Raw genomic sequence first — 17,037 nt, 5'->3', positions numbered from 1 at the left:
TACGGGCGCGGGGTGCCGAAGCGTCAGTGGAATCCGTGATTTTCCCCGCCCGGCCTGTGCGGTGCGTCACACCCCCGCGAGGCGGGCGCGGTGACCTGCGGTTAACTGGGAGTACGTGCCGTTCGTCCGGCACGTGGTGTGCCCGTATCCGATCCGCTGAGGTTGTGCCCGTGACCAAGCCCGTGGCCCGTGAGCCGCAACGACGCAACGCCCGGTCGAACAGGGCGCGCATCCTGGCCACGGCCCGCCGGGAGCTCGGCCGCGATCCCGACATCACGCTGGAGGAGCTGGCGCGCGCCTCCGGAGTGGTCCGGCGCACCCTCTTCGGTCACTTCCCGGGGCGCGCGGCCCTCCTTGAGGCGCTGGCGGAGGAGGCGCAGGAGGCGATGCAGGGCGCGCTCCACGCGCAGCGCCTCCAGGACGAACAGCCCGAGCGGGCGCTCGCGATGTTCACGTTCGCCCTGTGGCCGGTGGGTGACCGCTACCGGATGCTCCTGGGCCTGGCCCGCCGCGACCTGGGCACCGAGCGGGTCGCCGAGATCCTGGCGCCGGCCAGGTCCGCGGTCGCCGGGGTCCTGGAGCGCGGCCAGCGCGAGGGCGTCTTCCACACCCACCTCTCGCCGGGTGCCATGAGCGCCGCGCTGGAGGGCCTCACCATCGCCCTGCTGGAGTGCGTCAACACCGGGGAACTGGCGGAGGACGACGGCAGCGCGGTCGCCCTCGCCGAACTGATCGCGGCCGGTGTGCCCGAACCCCGGGCCCGCGCGGTGGTGGCGGAGGTCCGGCCGCCGGCCCCGGCCGAGGACAACGCCTGAGCCGTACGAGCCGTACGAGAGCCATACGAGCCGTACGAGCCTTACGAGTTGTACGAGCCTTACGGGCCGCGAGCGCGGGAGTGGAGGTCCGGAGGAACGGGTACGGCCCTGTGGGGCGGCCGCCGACGGACGGGACGGAAGAGGTCTTCTGACACGAGTCCGGTCGCACACCGTGTCGCTGTTGGGCCGAACGGGTGACTTGCCGTAAGAATTGGCTGGTGCAGGGGACGAGGACGAGGCAGATCGGGGGGAGCCGGTGAACAGGCGCGATGTCACCGATGAACAGTGGGAGGGGCTCGCCCAGGTCGTACCGCTGCGAGGACGTGACGCCTGGCCGTCCGCGGTCGGTCACCGTGCCCTGCCGGACGCCGAGACCGAGGCCCGCCGCCGGTTCGTCGTGCTCAGGATCAATGTGTTCGCCGACGCCCGCGAGGTCGCCGAGACGCTGATGGCGGGTATTCCGGTCCTGCTCGACCTGACCGGCGCCGAGACCGATGTCGCCAAGCGGGTACTGGACTTCAGCACCGGTGTGGTCTTCGGCCTCGCCAGCGGAATGCACCGTGTCGACCGCAACGTCTTTCTGCTCACGCCCCCGGGGACCGAGGTGCAGGGGCTGATGGCGGGCGTCGGGGTGCCGGGGGTCTGACCCGGAGGCCCGGGGGCCCGGAGGCCCGTCCGAGCCGGCCGTGTTCTGGGGGCGTGTGGTCGCCCGTTCGTAGGAAGGTGCCCCAGCCGGAACGGTTCGCCTCGGCGGGCCGGTCCTACGTTCCCGGTATGGCCGTGTCCCCCGGAACCTCCCCGTCCCCGCACCCTGCCGAGGGCCCCGCGGCCGCGACACCCACCCCACCGGGGCAGGAGGGCGAACCCGCGGGCGCCCGCCCCCGTCTCACCGAGCTGCGGCTCGCCGCGTTCGCCGGCCACCGCGGGGCCGGATTCCCGCTCGGCGCGGTCACGTTGTTCGCCGGGCCCAGCGGCTGCGGGAAGACCACCGCGCTACGGGCGTACGAGGCACTCGCCCGGCTCGCCGGGGGCGCGGCGCTCGGCGACACCTTCGCCGACCCGGCCGCCTGCGTCCCCGAACGGGCCCGGCCCGACGCCCAGCGCCGCCGGGGTTTCCGGATCGGCTGCACGGCCGACGGCCCCGAGGGACCGGTCCGGCTCGACGTCGCCGTACAGGCCGAGCCCGGTCTGCGGATCGTCGGCGAACGGCTCACCGTCGGCGGGCTGGTGCTCCTGGAGACCGCGCTGCGCGATCCGAGCCGCCGTACCGTCCAGGCCGCCTGGCACACGGGGGGCTCGGCGGCCGTCACCCGCGCACCCCTGCCCGACGACCGGCTCGGCACCCCGTTGTTGCCGCTGCGGGTGGCCGGCAAGACCGACGGACAGCGCCATGTCCTCGCCGCCGCGGAGCAGATGGTGGTGGCCCTGCGGTCCGTCTTCCCCGTGGACCCCCGCCCGCACCGGATGCGCGACCCGGTCCCGACCGGCTCCGGACGCCTGCTCGGCGGCTGCGACAACCTGGCCGACGTGCTCTGGCGCACCCGTTCCGAGTGCGGCAGACGGCACGCCCGACTCGTCGAGGCCGTGCGCGCCGGATGCGCGGGCGAGGTCGCCGACGTGCTCGCCGAACCGCACGGACCGGCCACCGTCCGCGCCCTCCTCGACCGCGGCGCGGGTCCGCGGACCGACTTCGCCCGGCTCGGCGACGGCGAACTGCGCTATGTCGCCCTCGCCCTGGTCCTGCTCACCGGCCCCGGCGTCCTGGAGGTCGACCCGGCCGGCGAGGTGCCCGCCGCGCTCCAGTCGCTGACCGTGCTCGCCGACGGCCTCGACCACTGTCTCGACCCGCGCCAGCGCACCGAACTGCTGCGGCTCGCCGTCGAGATGGGCCGGCGCGGGCACATCCGCTGTGTCGGCGCGGTGAGCGACGCGTCCTGGGCCGGCGGGACGGACGGCGTCACGGTGGTACACCTTGATCCGTGACTGGAGAACGTGAAGAACGCCGACCCGACATGGCCGCGCTTCAGCGCAGGCTGGCCGAGTTCGCGGCCGCGCGGAACTGGCAGCAGTACCACACCCCGAAGAACCTGGTGACGGCGCTGAGCGTGGAGGCGTCCGAACTGGTCGAGATCTTCCAGTGGCTGACGCCCGAGGAGTCGGCGCGGGTCATGGAGGACGCGGACACCGCCCACCGCGTCAACGACGAGGTCGCCGACGTGCTCGCGTATCTGCTCCAGTTGTGCGAGGTGCTCGGCGTCGACCCGCTGGCCGCGCTCGACGCCAAGATCGACCGCAACGAGTCGCGGTTCCCGGCACCCTGAACCCGGAATCGGGACAACTCGGGGAATCGGCTCGTCCGTTATCACTCTCCGTAGTTCAACTACGGCCTGAATCCGAATTGTTGTCCGCAGATTTCCGTCTTCCTCTGGCTTTTCGTCTCACACCCATTCACTCTGGGTAGTGGAGAACGGAGTTCGGGCGGGCGCGCGGACCAGGCGCGTCGAAACAAACGGGGTGGCCCATGGACGCTCTGCGGCTCATCGTGACGAGCCGGCGCGCACTGGCGGCAAGCGGCGACATACCCGAGATCATGACGGAGGTGTGGCAGGCACAGTCCCTGGCACAGGCGATCGGCAGCAGGCTCGCGGTCTACGGCCCGCCCGAGCTGCGCGGCGAGGCGCTCGGTCTGACCGAGCTGGCGGGCCGGGGCTGCGGGGTGCTGGACGAGCCGCGGCTCGGCCTCGATCAGCTCCGCGCCGCCCAGCTCACGGAGCTGGGCGACGCCCGGCAGGCGCTGATGTACCTCGGCGGACTCCTCGGCGAGGTGGGTATCGCCCTCGTCGGCGTGGCCTGTTCCGCGGCCGACGAGGGGACGTACTGGCAGTGCATGGAGGCCATCGACGCGGCCGACGAGTCCCGCGACCGGGTGCGGGAGATGCTGCGCAGGCTGGCGGACCGGGAGTCGGTCGTACCCGAGCGGGAGGCGGGCTAGGGCGGGACGCCGTCGGTGATGGGAGCCTTCGAGCGGCGTCGGGCGATGCGGAGGGTGCGTTCGCGTGGCGTCCGGCGGGTGCTCACACGCCGGACGCGCTGAGCCCCTTCCCGTCGCCCTCGGGCGTCTCCGTGCCGTGTCCGTCGCCGCCGCCCGCCGCCTGGAGGTCCGCGTCCAGGGCGTTGAGGTCGGCGCTGAGCGCGGCCATGAGTTCCTCCATCTGCTGGAGCAGCCCCTTCGGCCGGCCCGGCCCGCCTTGCTGCGGCACGGTTTCTTCGGACATGACGGCCTCCTCGGCCCGTGGCCCCCGGAGGGGGCCGATGCGGGTGACGCCCCGGAGCCGAACGGCCGGTGCGGGCGCCGGGCGGTCCGGCTCCGCCCGAGCCAACGATCACCGGGAGGGCCGGTCACTGGGGCGGGCGCCCACCGGCGACGGGGTTGACGAATTTCACCCGACCGAGGACGACCGAGGACGACCGGGCTGGAGGCGGACGGCCGCCGCGCGGCCTGCGGAGAGAGGGGCAGGTGCGGGCGTCCGCCGCCACAAGGGGCAGGATGGCGTCATGGATCTTCGCATCTTCACCGAGCCCCAGCAGGGGGCCACCTACGACACTCTGCTCACCGTGGCGAAGGCCACCGAAGACCTCGGCTTCGACGCCTTCTTCCGCTCCGACCACTACCTCAAGATGGGCTCCGTGGACGGGCTGCCCGGCCCGACCGACGCCTGGATCACCCTGGCCGGTCTCGCCCGCGAGACCAGCCGGATCCGGCTCGGCACCCTGATGACCGCGGGCACCTTCCGGCTGCCGGGTGTGCTCGCCATCCAGGTCGCGCAGGTGGACCAGATGTCCGGCGGCCGGGTCGAACTCGGCCTGGGCGCGGGCTGGTTCGAGGAGGAACACCAGGCCTACGGCATCCCCTTCCCGAAGGAGAAGTTCGCCCGCCTGGAGGAGCAGCTGGCGATCGTCACCGGCCTGTGGGCGACGGAGACCGGCCGCACCTTCGACTTCCGGGGCGCCCACTACGAACTCAAGGACTCGCCGGCGCTGCCCAAGCCCGTCCAGGAGAAGATCCCGGTCCTGATCGGCGGCCACGGCCCGACCCGCACCCCGCGGCTCGCCGCCCAGTACGCCGACGAGTTCAACATGCCGTTCGCGTCCGTCGAGGACAGCGAGCGCCAGTTCGGCCGGGTGCGCGCCGCCGCCGAGGCGGCCGGCCGCAAGGGCGACGACCTCGTCTACTCCAACGCCCTCGTGGCCTGCGTCGGCAAGGACGACCAGGAGGTCGCCCGCCGCGCCGCGGTGATCGGCCGCGCGGTCGACGAGCTGAAGACCAACGGCCTGGCGGGCTCCCCGGCCGAGGTCGTCGACAAGATCGGCCGCTACGCCGAGGCCGGCGCGAGCCGCTTCTACTTCCAGATCCTGGACCTGCACGACCTGGACCACCTGGAGTTGATCTCGTCCCAGGTGCAGGCACAACTGCCCTGACCGGACGGGCGCCCGGACCGTGCGATATCCGAAGGCGCCGGTCCACCCCCGCATGCGAAAGTAGGACCGTCGTCCTGCCCCGCCCTCAGGATCACCTTCCTGGGGGCTTTCGCGCGTACGGCACCCAACCCAACCCGACCACCGGCCGGAGAGGCCTCCCATGTTCCTGACGATCAGTACCACCGGCGTACCCGGACGTCCCGCCACCGACCTCGGCTTCCTGCTGCACAAGCATCCCGACAAGGCGCAGACGTTCTCCACCTCCTACGGCACCGCGCACGTCCTCTATCCCGAGGCCGGCGTCGAGCGCTGCACGGCGGCGCTGCTGCTGGAGGTCGACGCGGTGGCACTGGTCCGGCGGGGCAAGGGCAAGGGCCGCGGCGGCGCCCCGGACGCGGCGCTCGCCCAGTACGTCAACGACCGCCCGTACGCGGCCTCCTCGCTGCTCGCCGTGGCGCTGAGCGCCGTCTTCTCCAGCGCGATGCGCGGGGTGTGCAACGCCCGGCCCGAGCGGGCCGCCGAGCCGCTGCCGCTGCGCATCGAGGTGCCCGCGCTGCCCGCACGCGGCGGACCCGGCCTCGTACGCGCCCTGTTCGAGCCGCTCGGGTGGGCGGTGGACGTCGAACCCGTGGCACTGGACGCCCGGTTCCCCGAGTGGGGCGACTCGCGGTACGTGCGGCTGGTGCTGGAGTCGGAGCAGCTGACGCTCGCCGCCGCGCTGCGCCACCTCTATGTCCTGCTGCCTGTGCTCGACGGCGCCAAGCACTACTGGGTCTCCGCCGACGAGGTCGACAAGCTGCTGCGGGCCGGTGAGGGCTGGCTGCACGAGCACCCGGAGCAGAAGCTGATCGCCGGCCGCTATCTCTCGCGCCGCTGGTCGCTGACGCGCGAGGCGATGGAACGCCTTGAGCTGGTGCGGCTCGCCGAGATCGACGACAGCGCGGTGGAGGAGCTCGACAACGCCGTCGAGGACGAGACCGAGGAGGTGCAGCGGCCGACGCCGCTCGCCGTGCAGCGGCGCGACGCGATCGTGGCCGCGCTCCAGCAGGCCGGCGCCGCGCGCGTCCTCGATCTGGGCTGCGGCCAGGGCCAGTTGGTGCAGGCGCTGCTCAAGGACGTCCGGTTCACCGAGATCGTCGGCGTCGACGTGTCGGTACGGGCGCTCACCATCGCCTCGCGCCGGCTCAAGCTGGACCGTATGGGCGAGCGCCAGGCGTCCCGCGTCCAGCTCTTCCAGGGCTCGCTCGCGTACACCGACAACCGGCTCAAGGGTTATGACGCGGCCGTGCTCAGCGAGGTGATCGAGCACCTGGACCTGGAGCGGCTGCCCGCCCTGGAGTACGCGGTGTTCGGCGCCGCCCGCCCCCGCACGGTCCTCGTGACCACCCCGAACGTCGAGTACAACGTCCGCTGGGAGTCCCTCCCGGCCGGACACGTCCGGCACGGCGACCACCGCTTCGAGTGGACCCGCGAGGAGTTCCGCCGGTGGGCGGACGCCGTCGCCGAACGGCACGGCTACGAGGTCGGGTTCCGGCCCGTGGGACCCGACGACCCCGAGGTGGGCCCGCCGACCCAGATGGCCGTGTTCACCACCGCCACCAGCACCCCTGCGAAGACCGCCCCCGAGAAGACCGCCCCCGAGATGACCGTCCCCGTGAGGACCGCCGCCGAGAAGGAGGAGAAGGCCGCATGACCACCGAGATCCAGGGACGCACCCTGCCCGTCACCGACCTCTCCCTCGTGGTGCTCGTCGGTGCCTCCGGCTCCGGCAAGTCCACCTTCGCCCGCAAGCACTTCAGGCCCACCGAGGTGATCTCCTCGGACTTCTGCCGGGGCCTGGTCTCCGACGACGAGAACGACCAGGGCGCCACCAAGGACGCCTTCGACGTCCTGCACTACATCGCGGGCAAGCGCCTGGCCGCCGGCCGCCGTACGGTCGTGGACGCGACCAGCGTGCAGTCCGACGCCCGGCGCCAGCTGATCGAGCTGGCCAGGAAGTACGACGTGCTGCCCATCGCCATCGTGCTCGACGTGCCGGAGACGGTGTGCGCCGAGCGCAACGCGGGCCGCGCCGACCGGGCCGGCATGCCGCGCCGGGTCATCCAGCGCCACATCCGCGAACTGAGGCGTTCCGTACGGGGCCTGGAGCGCGAGGGCTTCCGCAAGGTGCACGTCCTGCGCGGGGTCGAGGACGTCGAGAACGCCACCGTCGTCACCGAGAAGCGCTTCAACGACCTCACCCACCTCACCGGCCCCTTCGACATCATCGGCGACGTCCACGGCTGCGCGTCCGAACTGGAGTCCCTGCTCGGCGCGCTGGGCTACGCCGACGGCGTCCACCCCGACGGCCGTACCGCGGTCTTCGTCGGCGACCTCGTCGACCGCGGCCCGGACAGCCCGGGGGTGCTGCGCCGCGTCATGGCCATGGTGAAGTCGGGCAACGCGCTGTGCGTGCCCGGCAACCACGAGAACAAGTACGGGCGTTACCTCAAGGGCCGCAACGTCCAGCACACCCACGGGCTCGCCGAGACGATCGAGCAGATGGCCGGCGAGGACGAGGAGTTCCACAAGGAGGTCAGGGAGTTCATCGACGGGCTCGTCAGCCACTACGTCCTCGACGGCGGCCGGCTGGTCGTCTGCCACGCCGGGCTGCCCGAGAAGTACCACGGCCGCACCTCGGGCCGGGTCCGCTCGCACGCCCTGTACGGCGACACCACCGGCGAGACCGACGAGTTCGGGCTGCCGGTGCGCTACCCGTGGGCGGAGGACTACCGCGGCCGGGCCGCCGTGGTCTACGGCCACACGCCCGTCCCGGACGCCACCTGGCTCAACAACACCATCTGCCTCGACACGGGCGCCGTCTTCGGCGGCAAGCTCACCGCGCTGCGCTGGCCGGAGCGCGAACTCGTCGACGTGGCCGCCGAGCGGGTCTGGTACGAGCCGACGAAGCCGCTGAAGTCGGAGGCGCCCGGCGGCCAGGACGGCCGGCCGCTGGCCCTCACGGACGTGCAGGGCCGCAGGGCGGTCGAGACCCGGCACGCCGGGCGGGTCGCGGTCCGCGAGGAGAACGCGGCGGCGGCCCTGGAGGTCATGAGCCGGTTCGCGATCGACCCGCGTCTGCTGCCCTACCTGCCGCCGACCATGGCGCCGACGGCGACCAGTGCCGTGGAGGGCTTCCTGGAGCACCCCGCGGAGGCGTTCGCGCAGTACCTGGCCGACGGTGTGCCGCGGGTCGTGTGCGAGGAGAAGCACATGGGTTCGCGCGCGGTGGCCCTGGTGTGCCGGGACGCCGGGACGGCCGCGGCCCGCTTCGGTGTGGACGGACCGACCGGCTCCCTCTACACCCGCACCGGCCGCCCCTTCTTCGGCGACGCGTCGACGACGGAGGAGATCCTCGCCCGGCTGCGCTCGGCGGTCGACGAGGCCGGGCTGTGGGACGAACTGGCCACGGACTGGCTGCTGCTGGACGCCGAGCTGATGCCGTGGTCGCTCAAGGCGTCCGGGCTGCTGCGCACGCAGTACGCGGCGGTCGGCGCCGCGGCCGGGGCGGTGTTCCCGGGTGCCGTGGCCGCGCTGGAGAGCGCGGCGGCCCGCGGGGTGGACGTGACCGGCCTGCTGTCCCGGCAGCGCGGCCGGGCCGCGGACGCCGCCGCGTTCACCGAGGTCTACCGGCGCTACTGCTGGGCCACGGACGGCCTGGACGGCGTACGCCTCGCGCCGTTCCAGATCCTCGCGGCCCAGGGCCGGAGCCTCACGGCGCTGCCCCACGACGAGCAGCTGGCCCTGCTGGACCGGCTGGTGGAGCACGACACCTCCGGCCTGCTCCAGACCACCCGCAGGCTCTACGTGGACACCGCCGACGCGGACTCCGTGGCGGCCGGTGTCGACTGGTGGCTGGAGATGACCGGCCGCGGTGGCGAGGGCATGGTCGTCAAGCCGCTGGGCGCACTGGTCCGTGGACCGCAGGGCCGCCTGGTGCAGCCGGGCGTCAAGGTCCGGGGAGTGGAGTACCTGCGGCTGATCTACGGCCCCGAGTACACCCGCCCCGACAACCTCGACCGGCTGCGCCGCCGCTTCCTGAACCACAAGCGCTCCCTCGCCCTGCGCGAGTACGCGCTCGGTCTGGAGGCGCTCGACCGGCTGGCGGAGGGCGAGCCGCTGTGGCGGGTGCACGAGGCGGTGTTCGGGGTGCTGGCCCTGGAGTCGGAGCCGGTGGACCCCCGGTTGTGAGGTTCGACGACGGTATCCGGCCAAGTCGTTTCCCCAAAGGGCGATCTTGGCCGGAGACCGGGGTTCCGGCCCCATTGGCCCCTGGTTAACCGCTGGTTGCCGTGCTAACTTCGCTGGCCGGTCAGACAGGTGTACCGACTCAGGGGGAAGGTCGGTGGGGACAGGCGTGGAGCTCGGCGAACCGGAGGATTCCGGCCGCGCCTTGAGGCTGACGTTTCAACTCACCGAAGCACTGTGCGAGTTGAGCTGCATGGAGGAGCCCCACGAGCGGACCCAGTTCGCCCTGGTGCTCGGGGAGCAGCTGGCCCAGCCCGTGGACGTGCGGGGTGTGAAGCTCCGTCAGGACGTCGTGGTGCTGGTCCGGGCCGCCCTGAGCGTGGCGGGCGGCGAACACGTACTCGTGAGGGTGGTCGAACTCTTCGAGGGCGCGGCCGCCGCCGACAAGCTCGAACGGCTGCTGCCGTCGCCCGCCCCGCCCGCCGCGGCCGTGGTCCCGCCCGGCCCGCTCTCCGCCCGCGACGAGAGCACCGCCCGCGCGTTACTGGCGGACGCGGGCCCCGCCATGTCCGCCGGCGCGCTCCGCGACGACCTCGCCAGGGAACTCAACGGCCTCTACCTGCCGCCGGGACTGACCCCCGAGCGGCTCTTCGCCCACGTCGTCCAGTGGAACGTCCAGCCGGACGGCCTGCCGCCCGCCGTACTCCTCGTCGACCTCGCCGCCCGGCACGCCCTCGCACCGCGCCACCGCGGCGAGCTGACCCGCTGGGTGGACACCTGGGCGGCGGACCACCCCGACCTCAACGAGGCGGTCCGGCGGCGCCGCGGCGAACGGACCGCGTCCGTCTCCGACCCCGACATCCCGCACTGTCTGGTCGTCGCCGTCGAGCCCGCCGGGGACGGCTCCGGCGAGATCGTCGTCCGCACCTGGCTCAACGCCGTGCCCGGCCACTGGGACCCGCTCCCCGCCGACCCGGTCGTCACCACCCTCGACGGACTCGGCGCGGCCGTCGAGGACGTGTTCCGGCGCAGCGGCCGGCTCTGGGCCGAGCGCCGCGAACCGGAATCGGGCCGGACACCGCCGCTGTACATCGAGTTCGTCCTTCCGTACGACCTCCTGCACCACGATGTGGCGAGGCTGAGGCTCGCTCTCGGCGACGGGCGTCCACTGCCCATCGGACCGCGGTTCGGGGTGCACGTACGCAGTCTGGAGCGGATGCGCACCGACGACGTGCTGGTCCGCGCCCAGTGGCGGGAGCGCTGGCGGGCGCTGCGCGAACACGGTGTCCTCGTGCACGGCTGGAGCGAACCGGACGCGGACCGTCCCGACGCGTGGCAGATGGCCCTCGCGGGGGAAGCCAGACATACGGCGGTGGTACTGGACTCGCCGACCGGCGGCTTCGCGCGAGAGGCGCTGAAGACGGCCATCGCGGAAGGGATAGGGCTCGCCATCTGGGACCGCAGAGGTGTCTTCGAGGCGGCTCGCCGCGAGACGGTCACCGCCGTGTTCGCGTCCGTGGTGATGCCCGAGCACCTGCCGAGGGCCATCCGCCGCTGGCGCTACGAGGCCGAGCGGCGCGAGTCGCACGACCTCGGCCGGCACATCGGCTTCTTCTGGGACGATCCGACCCGGCTGGTCGACCTGCAACCCTTCGACCTCGACCCGCTCGACCCCGCCTTCGACGCCGACCCGCTCGACCACAACGACCTCGCCAGCTAGGAGGCACCCGGCATGAGCGCCCAGGAGCACCCGGAACCGAACGGCTGGCGCGTGTTCCACGCCACCGGCTCCGCCCCGGAGGTGCCGCCGCCGCTGCCCGCGCCGCCACCCTGGCGCCGGTTCCGCGGCGGCCCCGCCGAGCCCACGCCGCCGGACGACCCCGAGGCCGCGCAGCGCCGCCTGGGGCCGGGCGAGATCACCCCGCAGCTCGGACCCGACGGCATCGACGTCGTGAACGCCGCCCTGCTGCTGCGCCGGCCGCTGCTGATCACCGGCCCGCCCGGCGTCGGCAAGTCCACGCTGGCGTACGTCATCTCGCGGGAGCTCGGGCTCGGGCGGGTCCTGGAGTGGAACGTGGTCAGCCGCACCACGCTCAGGGACGGGCTGTACGTCCATGACGCCATGGGCCGGGCGCAGGCCATCGCCGCCTGGCAGGCCGGCCTGCGGGAGGCCGGTGTGCGGGAGGCCGCGGCCGGGCCGGCCGGAGCCGGGACCTCGGACTTCTCAAAGTCTGGTCAACTCCCGCCGGTGCTGGGTGACTTCATTACCCTCGGACCGCTCGGCACGGCTCTGCTGCCGTACGATCGCCCTCGGGTACTCCTGGTGGACGAACTCGACAAAAGTGATATCGACCTGCCCAACGATCTCTTGCACGTCCTGGAGAACGGAAGTTATGAGGTTCCGGAACTGGTGCGCGACGCCGCCGACTCGGCGCGCGTGCACACCAGCGACCCCTCCGGACGGGCGCACGTCGTGGGCGGACGGATCGAGTGCCGGGAGTTCCCGGTCGTGGTGATCACCAGTAACGGGGAGCGCGAGTTCCCGGCCGCGTTCCGCCGGCGCTGTCTGCCGCTGGAGATGCGGGTGCCGAGCCGGGAGCAACTTCTGGCCATGGTTCAGGGGCACCTCGGGGAGCGCCCGCCGGGCACGGAAGACCTGGTGGACCTGTTCGTCAGGCGGGTCCAGGCAGGGGGCACACACTCCCTGGATCAGTTGCTCAATGCGGTCCAGTTGACTACTGCCGGTGGTTTTCAGAGCGATGGTCACGGGCGTACGCTCATGGAAATGCTCCTCCGCGACCTCGCGAAGGGCCGCTGAATGAACGGCTTTCCCAGGGAGCGCGCATCCGGACTCGGCGACGGTGACCCGGCCTCGGGCTCGTCGCCCCCTTCGGCGTTCCCGGAGTCCGGTGAGCCCGCCGGGGAGAGCGCCGACGCCGCCGGGCCCGGCTCGCGGTCCGTGACCCGCTGGCAGGACGTCGGCGACGCGGTCTGGCTCGCGGCGTACTGGGACCGGCACGGCCGAGGGACCGCCGACACCCGTACACCGGCCGGCCCGCCAGGGAAGGCGCCACAGCCGGTCGACGCCCACCCCGTCGAGTCCCACAACACCCCTGCCCCACAGCCGACTTCACCCCCGGCGGACCCGCGGCCACCGGCCGGCCGCCCCGCCCCGCGGCGCCACCCCGCACCCCGCGCGGACGGCGACGGCCCGCGGCAGCCCGCCGGCACGTCCGGCGCGCAGCTGTTACCCGACCCCGAGGGGCCGCTCACCCTGCCCCTCGGCCCCCCGCTGCTGCCCGCCACCGGCCCGGCCCGGCCGGGACCCGGTCGCGCCACCGCCCGGCTCGCCCGCGCCCTGCACCGGCTGGCCCGCCGGGTGCCGTCCCCCGACGTCATGGAGCTGGACGAGGAGACCACCGCCGAGCAGGGCGTCGTCGACGGGATGTGGATGCCCTTTCTGCGTCCCGCCCGCACCTCCGCCTTCGACCTGGTGCTGCTCGTCGACGAGGCACCCACCATGCGGATCTGGGAGGACACCACCGCCCGCCTCGCCGAGGCCGCCGAACACAGCGGCGCCTTCCGCAGTGTGCGGACCGTGCGCGTGACGCTGCCGCGCACCGGGGCCGCCATCCTGCGCTGGGACACCGGGGGAACCGTCGCCGACGCGGCCGAACTCCTCGACGGCCGGGGCGGCCGGGTCTTCCTCGTCGTCACCGACGGACTCACCCACGGCTGGGCCGCGCCCGCCGCCGACGCGCTCCTCGGCCGCCTCGCGCACGGCGGACCCACCGCCCTGGTCCATCTGCTGCCGCCCCATCTGCGCCACCGCTCCTCGCTCTACCCGCACCCCGCGGTCCTGGAGGCCGGCGGCTTCGGCGTCCCCAACCACGGCCTCGAACACCTGGCGCCGCCCGCCGGACCCGACCCGCTGCGCCCCCTGCCCGACGGCGGCGACGGCTCGGTGCCGGTCCCCGTGCTCTCCCTCAAGCCCGGCTCGCTCGCCGCCTGGGCCGACCTCGTCACCGGCACCCGCGGCGTCCGCAGGACGCTGCCCGTCGTGCTGGCCGGCACCCTCACCAAGGGCGCCCCCGCGCCCGGACTGCGCGCCCCGCGCCTGCCCCGCGCCGCCGCGGCCGCCGTACGCCGCTTCTTCCAGCTGGCCACACCCCCGGCCCGGCGGCTCGCCACCCAACTCGCCGCCATCCCCTTCGACTTCGACCTCGTCGAGCAGTACCGGCGCCGCACCATGCCGGAGACCGGCCCCGACCACCTCGCCGAGATCCTCATGGGCGGGCTCATCGACTGGAACAGCGGCGGCGAAGGACACCCCGAGTTCGCCGAGGGCGTGCGCGAGGCACTGCTCGCCACCACCACCCGGACCCAACTCACCCGGACGGTCAGCCTGGTGGGGGAGCTGCCCGCGGCCGGCGCACGCGGTGTCGCCCTGCGCGCGGCGCTGCGCGACCCGGGCCGGGCCACCCTCCCCGACCCGGCCGAGCCGGGCTGGGCCCGCAGCGAACTGGCCGTGATGCGCGCGCTGTCGGGTCCGTACACCGAACGCGCCAGGCGCATCGAACCGTTCTTCGCCCCGCACGGGCCACCATCCCCCGAACGGGTGGACGCCGGTTTGCCGGGCGGTACACCCGCAGAGGTGAACCAGACCGGCGCGCCGGGATTTTCCGGCACCCCCGCAGGCAGTGATGCAGCGTCGAGCGTCCCTGATCCACCCCCTGGAGAGTCCGTGCCGAGCCCGGTTGCCGAAGTGTCCGATCCCGAACCCCTGGAGGCTGAGCCCCCGATGCCTGGTACCACGACCGCAACGCCGGCTCTTCTGGTGAACGTTCCGCTGCGGAACACCTCGTTCGTCGGCCGCCAGGTGCTGCTGCGGGCCGTGGAGGACCAGCTCGGGGCCCAGGACACGGCGGCGGTGCTGCCGCACGCGCTGCACGGTCTGGGCGGGGTCGGCAAGTCCCAGCTGGCACTCGAATACGTGTACACCCATCAGCACGAGTACAAGGTCGTGTGCTGGATCCCGGCCGAGCGCGAGTCCCTCATCCTCGCCGCCCTCGCCAGCCTCGCCGCACAGATGGGCGTCGCCCCGATCGGCCAGGAGGGCGCCCCCACCGCCAACACCGCCGTGCCCGCGGTCCTGGAGGCGCTGCGCGCCGGAGCCCCGTACAACAACTGGCTGCTCGTCTTCGACAACGCCGAGGACATCGAGACGGTCCGCAACTACTTCCCCACCAACGGGCCCGGCAAGGTCATCGTCACCTCCCGCAACCGGGCCTGGGAACGGGTCGCCACACCCCTGTCGGTGAACGTCTTCGAACGCGAGGAGTCGATCGAGCTGCTTCAGAAGCGCTCGCCCGACCTGTCCGCGGAGGACGCCGACCGGCTCGCCGAGGCGCTGGGCGACCTGCCGCTGGCGGTCGAGCAGGCGGGCGCCTGGCGGGCCGTCACCGGCATGCTCGTCGACGAGTACCTGGACCTGCTCAACCAGCGCAGCCCCGAGATCCTGGAGCTGGAACCCGCCCCCGACTACCAGGTGTCGGTCGCCGCCGCCTGGGACATCTCGCTGGAGCGGATCGAGGCGAACAACCCCGGCGCCCGGCAACTCCTCGACATCTGCGCCAGCATGGCCCCCGAGCCCATCCCGCGGTCCATGCTCCGCGCCAGCCGCGGCATCAACATCACCTCCGACGTCGACCCCCTGCTGCGCGAGCCGATCAAGCTGAACCGCGCGATCCGCGACCTCAGCCAGTTCTCCCTGCTCAAGGTCGACCCCCGCACCGACACCCTCCAGATGCACCGCCTGCTCCAGACCGTCCTCCTCGGCAAACTCGAACCCGACGAGCGCGAACGCATGCGCGACGCCGCCCACCAGCTGCTGTCCGCCGCCAAGCCCGGCGACTACGGATCGTCCGCCGAGTGGCGCGCCTACCAGGCCCTGCTGCCGCACGTCCTCGCCTCCCAGGCGCTCACCAGCACCGACCGGTACGTGCGTGAACTGGTCTCCTCGACCGTGCTGTTCCTCTACTTCTGGGGCGACCACCAGGGCGCCGCCGACTACGGACGGCAAGTCTGGAACTCCTGGCTCGCCGCCTCCGGCGAGGAGGACATCTTCGTCATCCGGATGGCTAAGTCCTTCGCGTTCCTGCTGCGCCAGATCGGCCAGATCGCCGAGTCCATCCCGATCACCGAGCAGGCCCTGGAGGTCTCCCGCCGGATCGAGGTCGAGCCCGAGGAACTCATCGACGGCCTGGTCGAGATGGCCGACGCCCGCCGCTACCAGGGACTCTTCCAGGAGGCCCAGGAGCTGGGCCGGGAGGCGACCGAACTTGCCCGGTCACTGTTCGGCCCCGACGACCCCACCACCCTGCGGGCCGGCCACAGCTGGGCCGTCGACCTGCGCCTGTGCGGCCGCTTCCGCGAGGCCCTCGAACTGGGCCAGGAGATCGGCCGGCAGCGCGAGATGATGTACGGCCCCGCCAGCTACTTCACGATCAACACCCTCAACGGGCTCGCCGTCGACATGCGGGAGAGCGGTGACTACCCGGGCGCCCGCGAGTTCCAGGAGGACCTGTACCGGCGGGCCGCCGGCACCTTCGGCGACGAACACCCCCTCACCCTGCGCCTCGCCCGGAACCTCGCGCTGTGCCGCCGCCGCGACGGAGCCGTCGCCGAGGCCGGCAAGCTGAGCGAGGAGACACTGCGGCACTTCATCGCCCGGTACGGCATCGACCACGCCGACTCCCTCGCCACCGAGATCAACTTCTGTGTCGACCAGCGCCTCGCCGGCGACCTGGACCGTTCCCGGGCACTGGGCCAGGACGCCGTCCAGCGCTACGGCGTCCGGCTCGGGCAGAACCACGCGTACACCCAGCTGTCCAAGGCCAATCTGGCCGCCACCCTCCGGGCGCTCGGCGACCTGGACGGCGCGCAGGAGCTGGAGGACGACGCGGCACGGCACCTGGCCGCGACGGTGGGAGCGCGGCACGTGCTCGCGCTGACCGTCGGGATCGGCCAGGCCAACACGGTCTACGCGCGGCTCGACTTCGAGCGGGCCCGCGAACTCGACGAGGCCAATGTGCGGCTGCTGGCCGAGGTCGCCGGGGAGGACCACCCGCTGACCCTGTCCTGCACCGCCAACCTCGCCCTCGACCTGCGGGGCCTCGGCCTCGGCGCGGAGGCCGACGAGTTGCAGCGCAGGGCGACGGAGGGCTTCGCCCGGGTGGTCCGCCCGGACCACCCCTGGCTCCAGTCGGCCCGTCAGCGCCGCCGCATCGAATGCGACCTGGCACCGATGCCGCTGTAGCCGCGGGGCGCGGTGCGGTGACCGGCCGGACGGCGGCCGCCCGGGGAGGGCGCGCGTGCCGGCCGGTACCTGCCGCACCGACACCGGCCGGCGCCGCCGTCCGCGGTCGGTCGGCGCCGCCGTCCGCTGCCCTTCAGCGCCGCCGTCCGTCGCGGGTCGGCGCCACCATCCGCTGCTCCTCAGCGCCGCCGTCCGTCG

The 17,037-nt window shown here is 73.2% G+C and carries 12 protein-coding genes; 11 read left to right on the top strand and 1 reads right to left on the bottom strand.

The genetic code is table 11. The annotated features are described in order from the left end of the window. Nucleotides 1–170: 170 nt before the first annotated feature. The 5 genes from ACIQAC_RS16555 to ACIQAC_RS16535 all read left to right on the top strand — a co-directional run bounded on the left by ACIQAC_RS16555 (nucleotide 171) and on the right by ACIQAC_RS16535 (nucleotide 3,807). Nucleotides 171–815, top strand: coding sequence for a TetR family transcriptional regulator (locus ACIQAC_RS16555; RefSeq protein WP_402191464.1), 645 nt, complete (start codon nucleotides 171–173; stop codon nucleotides 813–815). Nucleotides 816–1,071: 256 nt separating this feature from the next. Further along, the gene (locus tag ACIQAC_RS16550; protein ID WP_402191462.1) at nucleotides 1,072–1,461 is read left to right on the top strand and encodes a cell division protein SepF; all 390 of its coding nucleotides are present in this window, start codon (nucleotides 1,072–1,074) and stop codon (nucleotides 1,459–1,461) included. Between the two features lie 128 nt (nucleotides 1,462–1,589). Further along, a complete protein-coding gene (locus tag ACIQAC_RS16545; protein ID WP_402191460.1) occupies nucleotides 1,590–2,798 on the top strand; it encodes an ATP-binding protein in 1,209 nt (402 codons plus the stop codon). Between the two features lie 29 nt (nucleotides 2,799–2,827). Next, nucleotides 2,828–3,136, top strand: a complete 309-nt coding sequence (locus tag ACIQAC_RS16540) for a nucleotide pyrophosphohydrolase (protein ID WP_402191767.1) — start codon at nucleotides 2,828–2,830, stop codon at nucleotides 3,134–3,136. A 200-nt stretch (nucleotides 3,137–3,336) separates the two neighbouring features. Further along, entirely contained in the window at nucleotides 3,337–3,807 is a 471-nt protein-coding gene (locus ACIQAC_RS16535; protein WP_402191458.1) for a DUF6099 family protein, read from the top strand. Nucleotides 3,808–3,889: 82 nt separating this feature from the next. On the opposite strand, the gene ACIQAC_RS16530 is transcribed toward ACIQAC_RS16535, so the two are convergent. After that, nucleotides 3,890–4,090, bottom strand: coding sequence for a hypothetical protein (locus tag ACIQAC_RS16530; protein ID WP_402191456.1), 201 nt, complete (start codon nucleotides 4,088–4,090; stop codon nucleotides 3,890–3,892). A 280-nt stretch (nucleotides 4,091–4,370) separates the two neighbouring features. On the opposite strand from ACIQAC_RS16530, the gene ACIQAC_RS16525 reads away from it, so the two are divergent. The 6 genes from ACIQAC_RS16525 (at nucleotide 4,371) to fxsT (ending at nucleotide 16,839) form a co-directional block, all read left to right on the top strand. Continuing rightward, complete coding sequence (locus tag ACIQAC_RS16525; RefSeq protein WP_402191455.1) at nucleotides 4,371–5,294, top strand: LLM class F420-dependent oxidoreductase; 924 nt, start codon at nucleotides 4,371–4,373, stop codon at nucleotides 5,292–5,294. A 160-nt stretch (nucleotides 5,295–5,454) separates the two neighbouring features. Next, nucleotides 5,455–6,987 carry a 3' terminal RNA ribose 2'-O-methyltransferase Hen1 gene (locus ACIQAC_RS16520; RefSeq protein WP_402191452.1) on the top strand — a complete coding sequence of 511 codons (1,533 nt, stop codon included), beginning with the start codon at nucleotides 5,455–5,457 and terminating at the stop codon, nucleotides 6,985–6,987. After that, complete coding sequence (locus ACIQAC_RS16515; protein ID WP_402191450.1) at nucleotides 6,984–9,524, top strand: polynucleotide kinase-phosphatase; 2,541 nt, start codon at nucleotides 6,984–6,986, stop codon at nucleotides 9,522–9,524. Before ACIQAC_RS16520 ends, ACIQAC_RS16515 begins: the two co-directional genes overlap by 4 nt. 202 nt (nucleotides 9,525–9,726) lie before the next feature. Next, nucleotides 9,727–11,241 (top strand): hypothetical protein, encoded by a 1,515-nt coding sequence (locus ACIQAC_RS16510; protein ID WP_402191448.1) that lies wholly within the window; start codon nucleotides 9,727–9,729, stop codon nucleotides 11,239–11,241. Between the two features lie 12 nt (nucleotides 11,242–11,253). After that, entirely contained in the window at nucleotides 11,254–12,339 is a 1,086-nt protein-coding gene (locus ACIQAC_RS16505) for an AAA family ATPase (protein ID WP_402191446.1), read from the top strand. Then, nucleotides 12,340–16,839, top strand: a complete 4,500-nt coding sequence (gene fxsT, locus ACIQAC_RS16500; RefSeq protein ID WP_402191443.1) for an FxSxx-COOH system tetratricopeptide repeat protein — start codon at nucleotides 12,340–12,342, stop codon at nucleotides 16,837–16,839. Nucleotides 16,840–17,037: the final 198 nt, after the last annotated feature.

Origin of the sequence: Streptomyces sp. NPDC088387 (assembly GCF_044753385.1) — a bacterium.
In the GTDB taxonomy this organism is placed as follows: Bacteria; Actinomycetota; Actinomycetes; order Streptomycetales; family Streptomycetaceae; genus Streptomyces.
The sequence above is the reverse complement of the archived record's forward strand: the minus strand, read 5'-3'. Positions and strand labels throughout refer to the sequence as shown.

Excerpts from the sequence above, each read along its gene's own strand:
- ACIQAC_RS16545 (WP_402191460.1), top strand. The coding sequence starts at position 1,590 with ATGGCCGTGTCCCCCGGAACCTCCCCGTCCCCGCACCCTGCCGAGGGC.
- ACIQAC_RS16530 (WP_402191456.1), bottom strand. The coding sequence starts at position 4,090 with ATGTCCGAAGAAACCGTGCCGCAGCAAGGCGGGCCGGGCCGGCCGAAG.
- ACIQAC_RS16540 (WP_402191767.1), top strand. The coding sequence starts at position 2,828 with ATGGCCGCGCTTCAGCGCAGGCTGGCCGAGTTCGCGGCCGCGCGGAAC.
- ACIQAC_RS16520 (WP_402191452.1), top strand. The coding sequence starts at position 5,455 with ATGTTCCTGACGATCAGTACCACCGGCGTACCCGGACGTCCCGCCACC.
- ACIQAC_RS16515 (WP_402191450.1), top strand. The coding sequence starts at position 6,984 with ATGACCACCGAGATCCAGGGACGCACCCTGCCCGTCACCGACCTCTCC.
- ACIQAC_RS16505 (WP_402191446.1), top strand. The coding sequence starts at position 11,254 with ATGAGCGCCCAGGAGCACCCGGAACCGAACGGCTGGCGCGTGTTCCAC.
- fxsT (WP_402191443.1), top strand. The coding sequence starts at position 12,340 with ATGAACGGCTTTCCCAGGGAGCGCGCATCCGGACTCGGCGACGGTGAC.
- ACIQAC_RS16535 (WP_402191458.1), top strand. The coding sequence starts at position 3,337 with ATGGACGCTCTGCGGCTCATCGTGACGAGCCGGCGCGCACTGGCGGCA.
- ACIQAC_RS16525 (WP_402191455.1), top strand. The coding sequence starts at position 4,371 with ATGGATCTTCGCATCTTCACCGAGCCCCAGCAGGGGGCCACCTACGAC.